16 protein-coding genes are annotated in these 19,353 nt (G+C 61.0%); 8 read left to right on the forward strand and 8 right to left on the reverse strand.

What is annotated here, in order from left to right; translation table 11 throughout:
* The first annotated feature begins 244 nt into the window (after positions 1-244).
* On the forward strand, positions 245-1,261 hold the full coding sequence (locus ALP40_RS03535; protein ID WP_122206901.1) for a LacI family DNA-binding transcriptional regulator: 1,017 nt from the start codon (positions 245-247) through the stop codon (positions 1,259-1,261).
* A 343-nt stretch (positions 1,262-1,604) separates the two neighbouring features.
* The gene (locus ALP40_RS03540) at positions 1,605-2,534 is read left to right on the forward strand and encodes a YncE family protein (protein WP_183136000.1); all 930 of its coding nucleotides are present in this window, start codon (positions 1,605-1,607) and stop codon (positions 2,532-2,534) included.
* Positions 2,535-2,658: 124 nt separating this feature from the next.
* On the opposite strand, the gene ALP40_RS03545 is transcribed toward ALP40_RS03540, so the two are convergent.
* The 5 genes from ALP40_RS03545 to glcD all read right to left on the reverse strand — a co-directional run bounded on the left by ALP40_RS03545 (position 2,659) and on the right by glcD (position 9,151).
* On the reverse strand, positions 2,659-4,836 hold the full coding sequence (locus ALP40_RS03545; protein WP_122206903.1) for a malate synthase G: 2,178 nt from the start codon (positions 4,834-4,836) through the stop codon (positions 2,659-2,661).
* Between the two features lie 87 nt (positions 4,837-4,923).
* Complete coding sequence (locus ALP40_RS03550; RefSeq protein WP_122206904.1) at positions 4,924-5,331, reverse strand: heme-binding protein; 408 nt, start codon at positions 5,329-5,331, stop codon at positions 4,924-4,926.
* A 32-nt stretch (positions 5,332-5,363) separates the two neighbouring features.
* Complete coding sequence (gene glcF, locus ALP40_RS03555) at positions 5,364-6,590, reverse strand: glycolate oxidase subunit GlcF (RefSeq protein WP_122206905.1); 1,227 nt, start codon at positions 6,588-6,590, stop codon at positions 5,364-5,366.
* Positions 6,591-6,593: 3 nt separating this feature from the next.
* Positions 6,594-7,652: a glycolate oxidase subunit GlcE gene (gene glcE / locus ALP40_RS03560; protein WP_122206906.1), complete on the reverse strand. Its 1,059-nt coding sequence runs from the start codon at positions 7,650-7,652 to the stop codon at positions 6,594-6,596.
* Entirely contained in the window at positions 7,652-9,151 is a 1,500-nt protein-coding gene (glcD, locus tag ALP40_RS03565) for a glycolate oxidase subunit GlcD (RefSeq protein ID WP_122206907.1), read from the reverse strand. Before glcD ends, glcE begins: the two co-directional genes overlap by 1 nt.
* Positions 9,152-9,524: 373 nt before the next feature.
* Between glcD and glcC the strand changes: the two genes are divergently transcribed.
* The 3 genes from glcC to hppD all read left to right on the forward strand — a co-directional run bounded on the left by glcC (position 9,525) and on the right by hppD (position 12,291).
* A complete protein-coding gene (glcC, locus tag ALP40_RS03570; RefSeq protein WP_122206908.1) occupies positions 9,525-10,292 on the forward strand; it encodes a transcriptional regulator GlcC in 768 nt (255 codons plus the stop codon).
* A 140-nt stretch (positions 10,293-10,432) separates the two neighbouring features.
* On the forward strand, positions 10,433-11,068 hold the full coding sequence (gene maiA / locus ALP40_RS03575; RefSeq protein ID WP_122206909.1) for a maleylacetoacetate isomerase: 636 nt from the start codon (positions 10,433-10,435) through the stop codon (positions 11,066-11,068).
* A 143-nt stretch (positions 11,069-11,211) separates the two neighbouring features.
* Positions 11,212-12,291, forward strand: coding sequence for a 4-hydroxyphenylpyruvate dioxygenase (gene hppD / locus ALP40_RS03580; RefSeq protein ID WP_122206910.1), 1,080 nt, complete (start codon positions 11,212-11,214; stop codon positions 12,289-12,291).
* A gap of 45 nt (positions 12,292-12,336) precedes the next feature.
* Here hppD and ALP40_RS03585 read toward each other — a convergent pair whose 3' ends face one another.
* The gene (locus ALP40_RS03585; RefSeq protein WP_122206911.1) at positions 12,337-13,125 is read right to left on the reverse strand and encodes an IclR family transcriptional regulator; all 789 of its coding nucleotides are present in this window, start codon (positions 13,123-13,125) and stop codon (positions 12,337-12,339) included.
* Positions 13,126-13,256: 131 nt separating this feature from the next.
* On the opposite strand from ALP40_RS03585, the gene hmgA reads away from it, so the two are divergent.
* A complete protein-coding gene (hmgA, locus tag ALP40_RS03590) occupies positions 13,257-14,579 on the forward strand; it encodes a homogentisate 1,2-dioxygenase (protein WP_122206912.1) in 1,323 nt (440 codons plus the stop codon).
* Complete coding sequence (gene fahA, locus ALP40_RS03595; protein ID WP_122206913.1) at positions 14,579-15,868, forward strand: fumarylacetoacetase; 1,290 nt, start codon at positions 14,579-14,581, stop codon at positions 15,866-15,868. Before hmgA ends, fahA begins: the two co-directional genes overlap by 1 nt.
* Before the next feature lie 15 nt (positions 15,869-15,883).
* On the opposite strand, the gene ALP40_RS03600 is transcribed toward fahA, so the two are convergent.
* Positions 15,884-17,347: an amidohydrolase family protein gene (locus tag ALP40_RS03600; protein ID WP_122206914.1), complete on the reverse strand. Its 1,464-nt coding sequence runs from the start codon at positions 17,345-17,347 to the stop codon at positions 15,884-15,886.
* 28 nt (positions 17,348-17,375) lie between these two features.
* Complete coding sequence (locus ALP40_RS03605; RefSeq protein ID WP_147478292.1) at positions 17,376-17,996, reverse strand: TetR/AcrR family transcriptional regulator; 621 nt, start codon at positions 17,994-17,996, stop codon at positions 17,376-17,378.
* 219 nt (positions 17,997-18,215) lie between these two features.
* Between ALP40_RS03605 and ALP40_RS03610 the strand changes: the two genes are divergently transcribed.
* Positions 18,216-19,307, forward strand: a complete 1,092-nt coding sequence (locus ALP40_RS03610; protein WP_122206915.1) for an MBL fold metallo-hydrolase — start codon at positions 18,216-18,218, stop codon at positions 19,305-19,307.
* The last annotated feature ends 46 nt before the right edge of the window (positions 19,308-19,353 follow it).

Raw genomic sequence — 19,353 nt, forward strand, 5'->3', positions numbered from 1 at the left:
CAGTAGGCACCTCGTCTGGAGACAGCGCTGTCTTTGATCGGAGGGCGTCATGCCCAGCCGTGGCTGTTCCAGTTCTTGTCGTTGTTTTGGGTTCAACAATTAACATCGGAGGCTGTTCTCCGTGCAACCCGGTGCGGGTGGCTAAATGCGAAACCAGCGATAAAGCATTGTCACGGTCCATGAGACAGCGCTACCTTATGGGGCATTCGACACATTTGGCAACCCCTATGTTAGTTGGCAGCGCATGATACGCATCGGTTCCCGCTCTACCGGTCGTCCGACCCTTAACGAAGTTGCCCGTCTGGCTGCGGTTTCCCCCATTACAGCGTCCCGCGCATTGCGCGGCGTCAGTACGGTGGCACCGGAATTGGTGGAAAAGGTCAGGGCTGCGGCCCAGAGCCTGGGGTACGTCGCCAACGCCGCGGCCCGTGCGCTGGCTTCGTCCTGCAGCCAGACCGTCGTGGTGTTGGTGCCCTCGCTTTCCAACCAGTTATTCATCGAGACGCTGGAGGCCATTCAGGACGTCTTGCGTCCTCGTGGCCTGGATGTGGTGATCGGCAACTACCACTATTCCCCCGATGAAGAAGAAAAGCTGCTGCGCAACCATTTGGTCAACCGCCCACGCGGCATCCTGCTGACCGGCTTCGACCGCACGCAGGCGTCACGCCAGATGCTGGAAGCCAGCGGCGTCCCCTGTGTGCACATGATGGAGCTGGATGCGTCGCAAGGGGCTTACAGCGTAGGCTTCTCTCAAGAGCAGGCCGGCGCGCAGGCAGCCGCCCATTTGCTGGGCCGCGGTCGCAAACGATTGGCCTACATGGCCGCCCAGCTCGACACCCGTGTACTACAGCGTGGCGCAGGGTTTCGGCAGGTGCTGGAAAACGCCGGTCTGTTCGACGCCGCACTGCAAGTCACCACACCGCTGCCGTCCTCCATCGGCCTGGGTGGCGAATTGTTCGCGCAACTGCTGGATGAACATCCCGATGTCGACGGCGTGTTCTTCTGTAACGACGACCTTGCCCAAGGCGCCGCGCTGGAAGCCTTGCGTCTCGGTGTTGCGATCCCGCAGCGGGTATCGCTGGTCGGTTTCAACGACTTGCCAGGCTCGGCCCACATGGTGCCGCGCCTGACGTCCATTCGTACCCCGCGTCAGGAGGTGGGGCAGCGAGCCGCCCAGGTGCTGCTGGGTCTGCTGGACGGCGTCACCCAGCAAGCCCGGGTGGATCTGGGCTTTGAGCTGGTTATTCGTGAGAGTTCGTGAGTCGGTCATGAGACAGAGGCTGACCAATGGCGTCACTGCTCAAAGCCGCCTCTGACCTATCCGCCAGCCCCCGGCGGGGTTGACTCTCAGCCCCGAAACGCTCTTTCGCCACCGGTTTCAGTGCGCCGGTGACTGTCATTTCTGTCAGTACCCAAGCCGTCTTGGTGAGTATTCAATGACTTCAGGTTTTTGGATCCGAGCGGCATCAGTGCAGTCGCTGCATCGTGTGTTTGATGGGGCTCTACCTTGTTATCTGTGCCCCATTTTGGCGGTCTATCGAGACCTGTACAGGGTGAATGACATGCACAAAAAAGCATCCCAGGAAATACACGCATTGACTCAGATGGCAGATCCGTCGGGTATAGGAATACCGCTGGATATTGCATGGCTGACCGGCATCATCCCGCTGGGCTTCGTGCCCAGGGAGATGGTACTGAGCCCCGATGAAAAAACACTCTACGTGTCGAACGAAAATGGCCGGGAAATCAGCGTCATCGATGTCCAGACATCGAGCGTGGTGAATTGTATCAAGGGGGCAGGGGCGGGAAATCTCACACTGAGCCCCGATGGCAAACACCTTTACACGATCGGCTACAACAAGTGCTTTGTGATCAATACCCAGACGCATGAAGTGATCAGGGTTATGGGATCGGGCAGCGTTAACCGAATCGTTTGCAGCCTGGATGGCCGGTTCATCTACCTGTCTTTTCGTTACGCACCCGGCGGGCTGATTCGCCAGATCGAAACGCAACACTACAGCGTCGTGAACGATTTCGATCTGGGCACGCTGTCCAACGGCTCGCTGGCGCTGGGTGTCAGCCCTGAAAACGACTGCGTGTATGCCTCGGCTCCTGCGGAAGGCTCAGGCACGAGCGCTGTGTCCGCCATCGGTACGATTGATTACCTGCAGCACGATATTGCAGGCTTCACCGACCCGCGATCCCTGGCGGTGAGCACTGATGGCACTCGGCTGTACGTGGGGGGAATCGATGAGGTCTACATCGTCGACACAACGACTCGCCGCATGTTCTACCGGGAAAAAATCGGCTCGCAGGGTTATCCCGTCACAGTGATTGGCATCACGCCGGATGATCGCTATGTGTACGCGGTGTATACCTGCAACTTCGACGTGTACAGGATCGATACGATCAAAGGGACGGTCACCTGTGTTGCCTTCTTCCCGTCGCTGGGCAGTTCGGTGCTGAACAAGGCGGGGACTCATCTGTATAGCACGCACACCGACATGAACTGGGTGTCCATCTACAAGCTGTAGCGTCACCTGCACTGATCTCTGCGCTGTGAGCGGTTCGATCATTTTTCCGTCAGATGAAGGCCGAATGTTTCTCTGGGCACCGTCCGTGGTGCGCGAGAAGTATTCGGCTCTCAGCAGTGGGATGTCATTGCGGGTGCTTGAAGGCCAGTCTGGATTCATGCAGCAACGGTTCGGTGTACCCGGCAGGCTGCTCGCAGCCCTTGAATACCAGGTCGCAGGCGGCTTTGAAGGCGACGGACTGTTTGAAGTCCTTGGCCATTGCGCGGTAGTGCGAGTCACCGGCGTTCTGCTTGTCCACCACCTTGGCCATGCGCTCCAGCACACTTTGCACGTACTCCTTGTCGACCACCTTATGCAGCAGCCAGTTGGCCATGTGCTGGCTGGAAATGCGCAGCGTTGCCCGGTCCTCCATCAGCCCGACGTTATGAATGTCCGGCACCTTGGAACAGCCCACGCCTTGCTCCACCCAACGCACCACGTAACCGAGCAGGCCTTGCGCGTTGTTCTCCAGCTCTTCGCGAATCTGTTCGAGGGTCCACTGCGGTTCGGCCACCACCGGAATTGTCAGCAGGTCGTCGAGCAACTGTGAACGGGCTTCGGCCAGGCTGACTTGCTCAAGTGTCTGCTGAACAGCGCGCACATCGACCCGATGGTAATGCAGGGCATGCAACGTGGCTGCGGTCGGCGAGGGCACCCATGCGGTGGTCGCACCGGACTGTGGGTGGGCGATCTTCTGCTCCAGCATGTCGGCCATCCGGTCAGGCATCGCCCACATGCCTTTGCCGATCTGCGCCCGGCCTCGCAGGCCGCAGGCCAGTCCGACCAGCACGTTGCTGCGCTCGTAAGCCTTGATCCAGGGCGCATGCTTCATTTCGCCCTTGCGCAGCACGGGGCCTGCCTGCATCGCGCTGTGGATCTCGTCGCCGGTGCGGTCCAGAAACCCCGTGTTGATGAACGCCACGCGTGCCGAAGCGGCTGCAATGCAGGCCTTGAGGTTGACGCTGGTGCGGCGCTCCTCGTCCATGATGCCCATTTTCAGCGTATGGCGTGGCAGCGTCAGAAGGTCCTCGATGCGGCTGAACAACTGATCGGCAAAGGCGACCTCGTCCGGTCCGTGCATCTTGGGTTTGACGATGTAGACGCTGCCTGCGCGTGAGTTGCCGCGCCGCTTGAGGTCATGCAGGGCAATCAGGCTGGTCATGACGCCGTCGAGAATGCCCTCGGGAATTTCATGCCCGTCGTGATCGACAATTGCCGGGTTGGTCATCAAGTGGCCGACGTTGCGGATGAACAGCAGCGAGCGCCCGCGCAGTTTCAGCTCGCCGCCGTGGGCAGCGGTGTAGCTGCGGTCCGGGTTGAGACGACGCGTGAGCGCCTTGCCGCCTTTGTCGATCGTTTCGGTCAGGTCGCCCTTCATCAGGCCCAGCCAGTTGCGATACACCAGAACCTTGTCATCGGCATCCACGGCGGCGACCGAGTCCTCGCAATCAATGATGGTCGACAAGGCAGACTCCAGCAGCAGGTCCTTGATCCCAGCCACGTCGCTGCTGCCGACCGGATGACGCGGGTCGATCTGAATCTCGATATGCAGCCCGTTGTTCTTGAGCAAAATCGCGTCCGGCTTGTCGGGCTGACCCTGAAACCCTACGTATTTCTCCGGGTGTTGCAGCACGGTATGAGTCCCATCGGCCAGTGTGATGCGCAGTTGACCGTCTTCGATGCGGTAGCTGCGGGCGTTGATGTGGCTGCCATTGGCGAGGGGGGTGCTGGCGTCGAGCAGTTCGCGGGCGTAGGCGATGACTTTGGCACCGCGCAACGGGTTGTAGCCGGCGCTGACCTCAGCACCGTTGGAGGTCGAAATGGCGTCAGTGCCATAAAGCGCGTCATACAGCGAGCCCCAGCGCGCGTTGGCGGCGTTGAGCGCATAGCGCGCGTTGCTGGCAGGAACCACCAGTTGCGGACCGGCCTGTTCGCTGATCTCCAGGTCGACGTTGGCCGTGGTCGCCGTGACCTGTTCAGGCTCCGGGCGCAGATAGCCGATGGAGTGCAGAAACTCGCGGTAGGCAGGCATGTCGGCTATCGGGCCGGGGTGCTTCTTGTGCCACGTGTCCAGCTCGGCCTGCAAGCGCTCGCGCTCTGCCAGCAACTCGCGGTTGCGGGGAGCCAGTTCATGGATCAGCGCATCGAAGCCTTCCCAGAACGTTGTCGGGGTCAGGTCGGTGCCGGGCAGAACCTCTTCATCGACGAAACGTTGCAAGTTGACGGCGACCTTGAGGCGTTGGCATTTGATGAAGTCGGTCATGGGCGCGGGCTCCTTAGGTCCCTGGTGAGTCAATGTATGAGCGTCGCTGCACATAGTGGGTGAGAGTGAGCGTGCGTTGATCAGCCATCAATCCGCATTCAGCGCCGCAACCCCCGCCTTGGCGACCTGTGCATCCTGATCGGCCTTCACACCCGAGACGCCGACGGCGCCAATCACCTGGCCATCGACGATCACCGGCACGCCGCCTTCCAGGGAGGTCAGCAGCGGGGCGCTGAGGAACGCGGTACGACCGCCGTTGACCATCTCTTCGTAGCCTTTTGATTCGCGCTTGCCCAGCGCCGAGGTACGGGCCTTTTCGATCGAGATGTAGCTGCTGATCGGCGAAGCGTCGTCCAGGCGTTCAAAGGCCAGCAGGTGGCCGCCGTCGTCGACGATGGCGATGGCCACTGCCCATCCATTGGTGTGGGCTTCATCGCGGGCGGCGATGAGCATCTGGCTGACTTCGTTCTGGGTCAAAACGGCTTTGATTTTCATGCGTTCTCCTGAGAATGCTGTTGTAAAAATGTTCAGTGGTGAGCGTTGAGTGCCTGGTCGACCAACTCGATCCAGTGCCGCACCGGTGTTCGATTGGCGCTCGCCAGATGCGTCTGACAACCTATGTTCGCGGTTGCGATGACCTGCGGCTTGCCGTTTTCCAGCGCGTTCATGCGGTTGTCGCGTAGCTGGCGGGCCAGGTCGGGCTGCGTAATGGAATAGGTGCCTGCCGAGCCGCAGCACAGATGCCCATCCGGTACGGCCGTCAGGTTGAAGCCTAGACGAGTCAACACCCGTTCGACCTCACCGCCGAGCCTTTGCGCGTGTTGCAAGGTGCAGGGGCAATGGAACGCCAGCCGCGTGTCGGTTTTGATGCCCAGCGTCTCCAGAGGTTCGTCGCGCAGGACCTCCACCAGATCCCGGGCCTTGGCGCTGACCTGTGCGGCCTTGTCGGCATAGGCCGGATCGTGGCGCAACAGATGGCCGTAATCCTTGACGAATGCACCGCAGCCACTGGCTGTCTGAAGGATGTGTTCAGCGCCGCCTTCAAGTGCGGGCCACCACGCATCGATGTTGCGCCTGGCGCGATCCAGTCCGGCGTCCTGCGCATTGAGGTGGTAATCCACGGCGCCGCAACAGCCCGCTTCGCTGATCGGCGTAACGCTGATGCCGAGTCGGTCCAGCACCCGTGCAGTCGCAGCGTTGGTGTTGGGCGACAGTGTCGGCTGTACGCACCCTTCGAGCATCAGCACCTGGCGCGGGTGACGGGTGACGGGGCGCATGCCTGCGGAGTGAATTTCGGTCGGCAGCTTGTCTTTGAGCGCGCCCGGCAGCAGTGGGCGGAAGGTGGTGCCGATGCGCGTCAATGCCTTGAACACGCCCGCGTTGGGCACCACATTGCGCAGGCTTTCGCGCAACATTCGCTGGCCCAGCGGGCGCGGCACGGCGGCCTCGACGGCAGCCCGGCCAATGTCCAGCAGGTTGTGGTAGTCGACCCCTGACGGGCAGGTGGTTTCGCAATTGCGACAGCTGAGGCAGCGGTCCAGATGCAACTGGGTTTTTTCGGTGACTTCATTGCCCTCCAGCACCTGTTTGATGAGGTAGATCCGTCCGCGCGGGCCGTCCAGTTCATCGCCCAACAACTGATAGGTGGGGCAGGTAGCATTGCAGAAACCGCAATGCACGCAGCTGCGCAGAATGCGCTCGGCCTCTTCGGCACGGGGGAGTTGCCGGGCCTGTTCACTCAAGGTGGTCTGCATGGTTCAGAACTCCGCGTACAGTCGGCCGGGGTTGAAGATCCCCTGAGGATCGAGTCGGGTCTTGAGTTGATGGTGGTAGCGCAGCAAGGGCGTGGCCAGCGGCTGGAACGGGCTGTCGTGGTGGCCTGGGGTGTAGCAGGTCGCGTGCCCGCCGACGGCACTGGCACGAGCGCGAATGGTTTCCCCGCTGGCATCGGACTTCAGCCAGCGTTGCGCGCCAGCCCAGTCGATCAGTTGTTCGCCCGGCAGGTCCAGCACACCGGTATCGGCAGGTACGCAGACCCGCCAGAGCGGACGCGGATCGTCGAAGAATGGCAGGCGCTGTTCATTGAGCGCCTGCCAGTAAGCGGGCTCCAGCTTTTCGCCGCCCAGCCTGTCGTGTGCGGCGGCCACCGAGCCTTCGCCCCCTTCAAAGCGCAAGTGCAGGCGTTGTCCGTCATGGCTGGCGGCGCTGATCGGGATCGGCTGTTGGCCCCATTGCGTCAGGCTCGCCAGCGCTCGGGTACTGTCCATTTCCAGCGCAATGCTGCTGCACAGGCGCGGTCTGGGCAGGACCTTGAGCGAGACTTCAGTCAGCACGCCCAAGCAACCCAGGCTGCCCGCCATCAAGCGCGAGACGTCATAGCCCGCCACGTTTTTCATCACCTCGCCGCCAAATCGCAGGTGCTTGCCGTGGCCGGTGATCACGCGGGTGCCCAACACAAAATCGCGCACCGAACCGCTCCACGGGCGACGCGGCCCCGACAGTCCGGCCGCGACCATGCCGCCCAGCGTGGCGTTGCCGAAGGTGGGTGGCTCGCAGGGCAGCATCTGCTCGGCATCGTCCAGTGCCAGTATTAGCTCGCTCAACGGCGTGCCGGCACGAGCGGTAATGACCAGCTCGGTGGGGTCATAGCTGACGATGCCGCAATGGCTGCGCATATCCAGCACCTGGCCTGAGACTTCACGACCGAGAAACGCCTTGCTGTTGCCACCCTGGATTCGCAGCGGCGTCGCCTCATGCAGTGCCTGGTTGACCTGTTCCAGCAGCGCCTCACTGGTGTCTCTGTCTTCGCGGATCATCAGAAGCGCTCCAGGTCAGGGAAGGGCAGTTGGCCGGCATGTACATGCATGGCACCGAACTCCGCACAGCGGTGCAGCGTCGGGATGTTCTTGCCGGGGTTGAGCAAACCGCTGGCGTCGAACGCGGCCTTGATGGCGTGGAACAGGGTCAGTTCGTCGCTATTGAATTGCGCGCACATCTGGTTGATTTTCTCCCGCCCGACGCCGTGCTCGCCGGTAATGCTGCCGCCGACCTTCACGCACAGTTCAAGAATCTTGCCGCCCAGTTCCTCGGCGCGCGCAAGCTCGCCGGGTTGATTGGCATCGAACAGAATCAACGGGTGCATGTTGCCGTCTCCGGCATGGAATACGTTGGCCACGCGCAGGCCATACTGCTCGGACAGCTCGGTAATGCCGCGCAGGACACCGGGCAGTTCACGGCGCGGAATGGTGCCGTCCATGCAGTAGTAGTCTGGTGACAGGCGGCCTACTGCGGGAAAGGCATTTTTGCGACCGGCCCAGAAACGCGCGCGCTCAGCTTCGTCCTTTGCCTGGCGCACTTCTGTAGCACCCGCGAGGGTCAGGACCTCACGCACCCGTTCGCAGTCATCGTGGACATCGGCTTCGACGCCATCCAGCTCGCAGAGCAGAATGGCTTCGGCCTCGACCGGGTAGCCTGCGTGGATAAAATCTTCGGCTGCGCGGATCGCCAGGTTATCCATCATTTCCAGCCCGCCGGGAATGATCCCCGCGGCGATGATATCGCCCACCGCACGACCGGCTTTCTCCACCGAATCGAACGCCGCCAGCAGCACTTTGGCGACCTGAGGCCGGGGCAGCAGCTTGACGGTTACCTCGGTGATGATGCCCAGCATGCCCTCCGATCCGGTAAACAGCGCGAGCAGGTCGAAACCGGGAGAGTCCAGCGCATCGCTGCCCAGCGTCATGTATTCGCCTTCGACCGTGAGGATTTCGACCTTGAGCAGGTTATGCACGGTCAGGCCGTATTTGAGGCAGTGCACACCGCCGGCGTTTTCAGCGACGTTGCCGCCAATCGAACACGCGATCTGCGACGACGGGTCGGGTGCGTAATACAAACCGTGCGGCGCTGCCGCTTGAGAAATGGCCAGATTGCGCACGCCAGGCTGTACACGCGCCAGACGTGCGGCAGGGTTGATCTCCAGAATCCGATTGAAGCGTGCCATCACCAGCAGCACGCCTTGCTCCAGCGGCAACGCGCCCCCCGAAAGCCCTGTGCCCGCGCCGCGAGCGACCACAGGCACGTGCCGCTCATGGCACAGTTTAAGGAGCGTCTGCACTTCCTCTATGTGCCGGGGCAAGACCACCAACATCGGCGTGGTGCGGTAGGCGGACAACCCGTCGCACTCATAAGGCCGCAGCTCTTCTTCGCGGTGCAGGATGTCCAGGTCGGGTAATTGCTGCTTGAGGTCGTGCAACAGGCGCTGCTTGTCGACAACAGGCAGCACGCCATCAAGACGTTCGTCGTAGAGAATGTTCATCAGGCAACCCAGGATTGTTTTTATTGGGCTAACGGTTGAGTTGCATCATTAGGGGCGCGGGACGTAGTGTCTACGGGTGGAGTGACTGGTCGAACCAGTTTTTAAATAATAAGTTGGGTAAAATTATTTATTACTGCTTATAAATCAGTTGGTTAAGTTTTTTAATTTTGCGCCTTGTTTTAGCGTTATCAACTGGTCATACCAGTTTTATCAAGCGCAGTGGGAGCAAGCTTGCTCGCGAAAACAGGTTCGACCCATCGAGATCAATGCCTGAAATAGCATTTTCGTGAGCACGCTCACTCCCACACTGGAAGTGTTTTTCCCCGTTGGCAGGATATGCACTGCTTGATGCCCGCGTCATCCAGGAGAATTCATGAACAACGATTCCACCCCAAGACCTCCCCAAGTCGCCGATGTGGTGTGCGAGCGGATCGAGCGGCTGATCGTTGATGGCGTGCTGAAGGTCGGGCAACTGCTGCCTTCCGAGCGGCGTCTGACGGAAAAGCTCGGCGTGTCGCGCACGGCTTTGCGCGAAGGCCTCAAGTTGCTGCGGGCGCGGGGCATCATTGAAACGAGACAGGGCAAGGGTTCGTTCGTCGCACGGATGAACGCCGATCAACACACCTCGCCGCTGATGCACCTGTTCGGCTCTCAGCCTCGCACGCTCTACGACCTGTTTGAAGTGCGCAGCCTGCTGGAGGGCGAGTCGGCGCGGCTGGCGGCCCTGCGTGGCACGGATGCGGACTTCGTGTTGATTACCCGCAGCTACGACGCGCTGGTCGCCGCGCAAGGCAGTGAGCTGTCGGCCAGCGAACATGCGCGCCTGGATCATGCTTTTCACTTGGCCATCTGCGAGGCCTCGCACAACCCGGTGCTGGTGCAAACCCTGCGCTCGCTGACCGACCTGTTGCTCAATACCGTGTTCGCCTCGGTCAACAACCTCTATCACCGCGAGCCACACAAACGCCAGATCGACCGCCAACATGCCCGCCTGTACAACGCAGTCACCGGCCGCCTGCCGGAGCAGGCGCGCAAAGCCGCGCTGGCGCACATTCACAGTGTCAGCGACAACCTGCGCGAGATCGAAAACGAGGAGCAACGGCTGGTCCGTGCGACCTTGCGGCTGGAAGGCTGGACCTGAGTGGCGTGCAGAGGTGAGTTGACAGGTGACCGGCAATCCCTCAATTTACGCATTACGTAACATGATTACGACGCAGTGCCGGTCTCGACAAGAATAAGCAAAAACAGGCAACGCCAGGTGCGTTCCCGCGGGTGACTTCTGTGGATCTATTCACGTACTACCGTTCGACATCCAGTTACCGGGTGCGCATTGCGCTGGCCCTCAAGGGGATTGAGCCCGCAGCGATCCCGGTCAACCTGTTACGCGACGGCGGCGAGCAGCTCAAGCCCGAGTTTCGCATGGTCAATCCGCAGGGCAGGGTGCCTACGCTGCGGCTCGACAGCGGCGAGGTCATCACCCAGTCGCCTGCCATCATCGAATACCTCGAAGAACGCTACCCGACTCCGCCCTTACTGGCGCGGGATCTGACACTGCGCGCCCGTCAGCGGGCGGTCGCTGCGCTCATCGGGTGCGACATCCATCCACTGCACAACGTGGCAGTGCTCAACCGGTTGCGTAGCCTGGGCCATGAAGAACAGGTCGTTTCAAGCTGGATCGACCACTGGATCAGCGAAGGCCTGAAAGCCGTCGAGCAATTGATCGACGATGACCGCTTTTGTTTTGGTGACACACCCAGCGTTGCCGATGTGTACCTGCTGCCTCAGCTCTATGCGGCGCACCGCTTCAATGTCGATCTCGATGCCTGTCCGCGTATTCGACAGGTGGAGCAGCAAGCCTTGCAACATCCGGCCTTTTTGCAGGCGCACCCGGATGCACAATCGGACAAGCCGGAGTAGGCTGCACGTATGAAGATTCTTGGGCTGCAACTGATTTTTGGTGATTTCCTCGCCCGCAGTGTGCGAGGGATTCCGTGTGCGCCACCCGCAGGGTTGTGACGGTATTTGTTCTCGCTTACCCACTTTCCTGCAAGGAGCCAGACATGGCTGATCTCTACGAAAACCCGATGGGCCTGATGGGCTTTGAATTCATCGAATTCGCTTCGCCGACACCCAACACCCTTGAGCCCGTGTTCGAAATCATGGGCTTCACCAAGGTAGCGACCCACCGGTCCAAGGACGTGACCCTCTACCGCCAGGGCGCGATCAACATCATCCTCAACAACGAGCCCCACAGCCTGGCTTCGTATTTCGCGGCCGAGCACGGTCCCTCCGTGTGTGGCATGGCGTTCCGGGTCAAGGATGCGCAGAAGGCCTACAACCGTGCACTGGAACTGGGCGCGCAACCGCTGGAAATCGCCACGGGGCCTATGGAGTTGCGTCTGCCGGCCATCAAGGGTATAGGCGGGGCCCCGCTGTACCTGATCGACCGTTTTGGCGAAGGCACCTCGATCTATGACATCGACTTCAATTTCATTGAGGGCGTGGATCGTCATCCGGTCGGTGCGGGCCTTAAATTCATCGACCATTTGACGCACAACGTCTATCGCGGGCGTATGGCGTACTGGGCGAACTTCTACGAGAAGCTGTTCAACTTCCGCGAAATCCGCTATTTCGACATCAAGGGCGAATACACCGGACTGACGTCAAAAGCCATGACCGCGCCGGATGGCATGATCCGCATTCCGCTGAACGAGGAGTCTTCCAAGGGGGCGGGGCAGATCGAAGAATTCCTGATGCAGTTCAACGGCGAAGGCATCCAGCACGTGGCGTTCTTCACCGACGACCTGATCAAGACCTGGGACGCGCTGACGTCCATCGGCATGCGCTTCATGACCGCCCCACCGGACACCTATTACGAGATGCTCCAGGGCCGTCTGCCGAATCATGGCGAGCCTGAAGGGGAATTGAAATCCCGAGGCATTCTGCTCGACGGTTCTTCCGACAGTGGGGAGCGCCGTCTGCTGTTGCAGATATTCTCGGAAACCCTGATGGGGCCGGTGTTCTTCGAGTTCATCCAGCGCAAGGGCGATGACGGGTTCGGCGAGGGCAATTTCAAGGCCCTGTTCGAATCCATTGAGCGGGACCAGATCAAGCGTGGCGTACTGACCGCCGACTGCTGACGTCGATGCCCGGCGCTTTCGGCGCCGGGCATCGCTTGCCAGCCTTCAGGCGGGCATGACGCCGCCCATGCGTTCGCTGATGGCGATTGCCGTTTCCAGCAGGCGCGTCGCAGCCTTGCTGTGGACCTGGTCGGTCAACACCGAGCCTGGACCTACCACCGTAATCACCCCCACCAGCTTGTTGCCCATCGCAAACAGCGGGCAGGACGCCGCGTTGATACCAGGCATCAGCAGGCCCTGAATCTGATGCACACCCATCGTGCGGATCTGTTGCAGGTGGCGTTCCACTTCCTTCAATTGAGCCGCGTTCAGCTGTGGCGCTTCCTGTTCACGCAGGGGTGCCGTTTCGGCAGCGGTCAGGAAGCTTTCGAACACCATGCCGGTCGATGAACTGAGCAACGGCAGTACCGAGCCGACCTGCGTGACCAGCGTCACAGCCCCCAACGAGGGCTCGACGTACACCACGGTTGGGCCCTTGTTGCCCCACACCGCGAGAAAGCAGGTCTGATTCAACTCGTCGCGCAGGTTGGCCAACCAAGGGGCAGACACCTTCAGTACGTCCAGTTTGCCCAGCGAAGCCAGTCCGACCTGTAGTGCTTCGCGGCCCAGCCCGTAATGGCTGGTCACCAGGTCCTGCTCGGCAAAGCCGCTGGCGACCAGCGCCTGCAGATAGCGATGAACTTTGGCTGCCGGCATGCCCAAATGCTCGGCCAGTTTTGACAGGGAGGTGGCGGGTGACAGTTCTGCCAATGCCTTGAGCACGCCCAGGCCTACTTCGGCGGCCTGGACCTTCTGTTGGCGTCCGTTTGCCGGACTTTCAGTCGCTTGGGTCATGGGGGAGTGCGCCGGTCTCGAAAGGCAGCTTTATAGCTTGACCGACCCACAAACTCAAATTACGTTATGCGTAAACGTTTTACGTTAAACACAATAAATCCTACGCTGTGCCCTATAACAATGAGGTCGTGATGCCTGCACACTTCCCACAACAGCCGCCAGCCCCGCAACATCTCCTGGCTTATCAGACCGGTTTTGGCAATCAGTTCAGCAGTGAAGCATTGCCTGGCGCGCTGCCCATCGGCCAGAACTCGCCGCAGAAGCATCCGTTAGGCCTTTACGCCGAGCAGTTGTCCGGTACTGCGTTTACGGTGTCGCGCGATGAGGCACGACGCAGTTGGCTGTATCGAATCAAACCTTCTGCCGCACACCCGGCGTACCAACGCATGGCGCAACAGATCATCGGAACCGGGCAGGGGCCGATCACGCCCAACCGTTTGCGCTGGAATGCGTTCGACATTCCAGCAGACCCGACGGACTTTCTGGACGGTTTGATTGCACTGGCGAGCACCTGCGCGGCGGATCAGGCTGAAGGCGTGAGCGTGTACGTGTACGCGGCCAACCGGTCGATGCAGCGGGCGTTCTTCAATGCTGACGGGGAATGGCTGATTGTGCCGCAGCAGGGGCGTCTGCGACTGGTGACCGAGCTGGGGCTGCTGGACATCGAGCCGCAGGAAATCGCCGTATTGCCGCGCGGCATGAAGTTCAGCGTCCAACTGCTCGACAGCGATGCGCGCGGTTACGTCTGCGAAAACCACGGCTGTGCCTTGCGCCTGCCCGAGCTGGGACCGATCGGCAGCAACGGCCTGGCCAATCCGAGAGACTTCTTGGCGCCGGTCGCCTGGTTCGAAGAACGTGATGAACCCGTGCAACTGGTGCAGAAATTTCTTGGAGAACTGTGGGCCACGCAACTGGACCACTCGCCGTTCGACGTGGTCGGCTGGCATGGCAATAACGTGCCTTACAAGTACGACCTGCGCCGTTTCAACACCATCGGCACGGTCAGCTTCGATCATCCCGACCCGTCGATCTTCACCGTACTGACCTCGCCGAGCGCGCATCATGGTCAGGCCAACGTCGACTTCGTGATCTTCCCACCGCGCTGGATGGTGGCGGAAAATACCTTCCGGCCGCCCTGGTTCCATCGCAACCTGATGAACGAATTCATGGGCCTGATCGACGGTGCCTACGACGCCAAGGCCGAGGGTTTCATGCCCGGTGGTTCGTCGTTGCACAACTGCATGAGCGCTCACGGCCCCGACAACGTCACCGCCCAGAAAGCGTCCATCGTCGAGCTCAAACCGCACAAGATCGAGAACACGATGGCGTTCATGTTCGAAACCGGCAAAGTGCTGCGTCCGAGTCGCCATGCGCTGGACTGCCCGCAATTGCAGACCGATTACGACGCCTGCTGGAACGGCATGGCCAAGACGTTCAACAAGGAACTGCCCTGATGACTAACGTTTCTTCCCCTCGCAGCTGGGTGGCCTCTGCCAATGGTCACGCTGATTTCCCTTTGCAAAACCTCCCGCTGGGGATCTTCAGTCACGGCGGCTCAGGCCCGCGGGGCGGGGTGGCCATCGGTGAGGTTATTCTGGATCTGCGCGCTGCCGTGCAGGCCGGTGTGTTCGACGGCGCTGCTGCCAAGGCCGCAGACGTCGCCAGTCGCGATCAGCTCAACGATTTCTTTGCGCTCGGCGCGGATGCCCGCCGAACCCTGCGCGCTGCGCTGCTGCGCTGGCTGGACGAAGCGAACCCGCCTCCACAGTCGGTTGTCGAGCACCTGCTGCTGCCCATGAGCGACTGCCAGATGCACATGCCTGCCAGGGTGGGCGATTACACTGACTTTTATGTCGGAATTCATCATGCGCTGAACGTCGGCAAACTGTTCAGGCCCGACAATCCGCTGCTGCCCAACTACAAGTATGTGCCCATCGGTTACCACGGCCGGGCGTCGACTCTGTGTACGTCGGGCACGCCGATCAAACGCCCCACCGGCCAGACGCTCCCGGCGGGCCAGGAGGTTCCCGCTTTCGGGCCGTGCAAGCGGCTGGACTACGAGCTGGAACTGGGGGTCTGGATCGGACCGGGTAACGCGCAAGGCGAAGCCATCGAGATCGGCCGGGCGGCCGAGCACATTGCCGGTTTCTGCCTGCTCAATGACTGGTCGGCACGGGATATCCAGGCGTGGGAATACCAGCCGCTGGGTCCGTTCCTCTCCAAGAGTTTCGCGACCACGATTTCGGCCTGGGTGGTAACCGCCGAAGCGCTGGAGCCTTTCCGCAGCCCTCAGCCGGCACGCCCGGAAGGTGATCCGCAACCGTTGCCGTACCTGCTTGATCAGGCGGATCAACAGGGCGGTGCGCTGGACATCGAGCTTGAGGTCCTGCTGCTGACCGAAAAGATGAAAGCTGATAGCGCACCTGCCCATCGTCTGGCCTTGAGCAACGCCCTCAACATGTACTGGACCGTCGCACAGATGGTCGCGCATCACAGCGTCAACGGTTGCAGATTACAGCCGGGCGACCTGTTCGGCACAGGCACCTTGTCCGGCCCGCAGGCAGGGCAGTTCGGCAGCCTGCTGGAGATGACCGAGGGCGGCAAACAGGCGGTGACTTTGCCCAATGGCGAGGAGCGACGCTTTCTGGAGCATGGGGACGAGGTCATCCTGCGTGCCCGTTGTCACCGTGAAGGGCAGGTGTCGATTGGCTTTGGCGAGTGCCGGGGTACGGTGGTCGGCTGATCCCTCTTGTGCGGGTCAGCCTGTCGCGAACCCTTCCCTCAGCGAACCCGAGCGGGGCAGAAATTGCCCCCCTCGTTCGGCCTGACCCCGGCCTTCGGCGTAGCTCAGGCGGCCATTGACCCACACGCCGTCAATCCCCTCGGCGGCGCGTTGCGGCACCTTGAAATCGGCGATGTCCTTGATGCGTTGTGGGTCGAACAGCACCAGGTCCGCCCAATAACCCTCACGCACCAGACCGCGCTGATGCAGGCCGAAGCGTGAGGCCGAAAGCCCGGTCATCTTGTGGACGGCGGTGTGCAGCTCGAACAGTTTGCGGTCGCGACTGAAATGCCCCAACACCCGTGGAAACGCGCCCCACAGACGCGGATGAGGGAACGGGTCTTCGGGCAGCCCGTCAGAACCGATCATGGTCAGCGGGTGGCTGAGGATGCGCTCTACGTCGGCTTCGTCCATCCCGTAATACACCGCACCGGCAGGCTGCAAGCGGCGTGCGGCTTCCTGCAAGGACAGGTTCCAGTCGGCGGCAATCTTAGCCAGATCGCGTCCGCCCTGATCGGGGTGCGGGGTCGACCAGGTGATGGTTATTCTGAATGCGTCGGTCACCTGCTTGAGGTCCAGGGTCGAGGAACTGGCGGCGTAGGGGTAACAGTCGCAGCCCACCGGATGCCTCGATGCGGCATCTTCCAGCGCTGCCAGCAACTGCGGACTGCGGCCCCAGTTGCCCGCACCTGCGCATTTGAGGTGTGAGATGACCACCGGCACCCGTGCATGGCTGCCGATGCGAAACGCTTCGTCCATCGCCTCCAGCACCGGCTCGAATTCGCTGCGCAGGTGAGTGGTGTACACCGCGCCGAACTCGGTCAGTTCTTCGGCCAGTTGCATGACTTCGTCCGTTTCGGCGTTGAAAGCCGAGGCATAGGCCAGCCCGGTGGAAAGCCCCAGCGCGCCGTCCGCCAGGCTGTCGCGCAGTTGCTCGCGCATGGCGGCGATCTCGCGTGCGCTGGCGGTGCGCAGCAGGTCGTTCATGTGATTGCTGCGCAGGGCGGTGTGGCCGATCAACGCCGCGACATTGACCGCAGGCCGGGCGGCCTCAACGGCGGCGCGATAATCGGCAAAACGTGGATAGATGAAATCACGGGCTGATCCGAGCAGGTTCATCGGATCGGGTGGGGCGCCTGCCAGGCTGACCGGTGAAGCGCTGATGCCGCAATTGCCGACGATGACCGTGGTCACGCCCTGGCTGATTTTGGGCAGCATGTCGGGTCTGCGAATCACCACGGTGTCGTCATGGGTGTGCACGTCGATGAACCCGGGTGCCAATACCCGCTCGTGGGCGTCGACCTCTTCGGTTGCAGTGGCATCCTGCAACGCGCCGATGCGCACGATACGGCCCTCATGGATCGCCACGTCAGCCCGGTAACCGGGTGTGTTGCTGCCATCGATCACCCACGCGTTGCGAATCAGCAGGTCGTACAGCATCACGGACTCCTTAACGCTGGGGGACGGGTCAGGCCTCGGTCGGTTTTTCGTACCAGCCCAGAAACAGGTTCACTGCCGATTCCACCACTTCATGTTGTTTTTCGGCGCTGAGCAGTTCGGCGCTGAAGGTCACCTGTGGCCAGAACGCGAAGGATTTGAGCAGGGCGTGCATCTGTGTGGCGGCAAAGCCCGGGTCGACGGGCTTGAGCCGTCCGTCCTTCTGCGCGGCACGGATCCAGGCGCTGAAGGTTTCCTCACGTTCGTTGATGCGGGCCAGCCAGACCTGAGCGCGCTCAGGTGAGTGGATGGTTGCGCCGACCACGACCCGTGCGAGGTCCAGGAAACTGCTGTCATTGAGGGTGCGCATTTTGCCCCACAGCAGGTCCCGTAGCTGTTCGCGCAGGCCGATGTCGGCGTGATACACAACGTCCGACTGTGGGGGAGAGCAGTTCCACAGGCGCTGAAGGATCTCGGCGAAGAGTTCTTCCTTGCTGGGAAAGTGATTGTAAACCGTGCGTTTGGACACCTCGGCCCGTGCGGCAATCCGATCCATGCTGGTGACTTCGAACCCACGGTCACCGAACTCGGCGATGGCTGCCAGGACGATGGCTTCACGTTTCTGATCGGTAAGGCGCATGGGGGCTGTCATAGGTTCGCTTCAAGGGTCCGGTTCAAACGTGCGTTTAGAGAAAAAGTACACTCGGCAGTTTACTTGTCGCCACGGATCATGCAAGCTTAAAACTACACCGTGTAGTGTAATACACTGTTACACATTTGATGCCTTACGCGTTGGCGTCAACATCCTGCAACGGGATCGAGTACAGAATGCACGGCTGGAGCCCAACCTGTTTCCAGGAGTCAGCACATCATGTCAACACAGCACCAGAAAGCGGACCTCTCTTCACTGCCCGTATTGTCTCGTCATGAAGGGCGTTACCGTAACCACGCGCCGATGAAGCCCTTCAGCCTGGTGCGAACCCTGGGCATCTTCTGGGATCAAGCGTTCAACAAGCCCAAACATACACGTCCGGCGGGCGAGGTGCCGGTGCAGCCTCTGTCGCGACAGCAATTGCTCGCTGCGCCCAATAACACGGTGTATCGCCTGGGGCATTCAACCGTGTTGTTGAAACTGCGCAACCGCTTCTGGCTGACTGATCCGGTGTTTGCCGAGCGCGCATCGCCCGTGCAATGGGCCGGGCCGCAGCGCTTTCATCAACCGCCCATCAGCCTGCAAGACCTGCCACCGATCACGGCAGTGATCCTCTCGCACAATCATTACGATCACCTGGACCGCATGGCGATCAAGGCGCTGATGGCCAAGACCGAGCATTTCATCGCACCGTTGGGCGTCGGCGATACGCTGATCGAGTGGGGCGTGCCTGCACACAAGGTGCGTCAGCTGGACTGGTGGCAATCGACTGACGTAGAAGGCATTGAATTCGTCGCGACACCGTCACAGCATTTCTCGGGGCGCACGTTGCGCGACAGCAACCAGACCCTGTGGGCGTCGTGGGTGATGATCAACGATCAACAGCGGATTTTCTTCAGTGGCGACAGCGGTTATTTCGACGGCTTCAAGACCATTGGCGAGCAGTACGGCCCGTTCGATCTGACGCTGATGGAAACCGGTGCCTACAACGTGGAGTGGCCGCAGGTGCACATGCAGCCGGAAGAGACGCTGCAGGCGCATCTGGATCTGCGCGGTCGCTGGCTGTTGCCGATCCACAACGGCACGTTCGACCTGTCGATGCATGCCTGGTATGAACCGTTCGACCGGATTCTGGCCTTGGCCTGGGAGCAGAACGTGACCATCACCACGCCCATGATGGGCCAGCCGTTTTATATGGATTATCCCTGCCGCGGGATGACCTGGTGGATGACGGTGGATGAGCAGGCGGCGCCAGAAATCGAGCCTGAAACCCACAGCGCCGCCTGCACGTGCCGTCGTCAAAACGCCTGACCCGATTTCTCGATAACACCCTGCATTTTTTGATTTGCCGCCTGAC

Origin of the sequence: Pseudomonas viridiflava, assembly GCF_003702045.1 — a bacterium.
GTDB classification, from domain to species: domain Bacteria; phylum Pseudomonadota; class Gammaproteobacteria; order Pseudomonadales; family Pseudomonadaceae; genus Aquipseudomonas; species Aquipseudomonas viridiflava_C.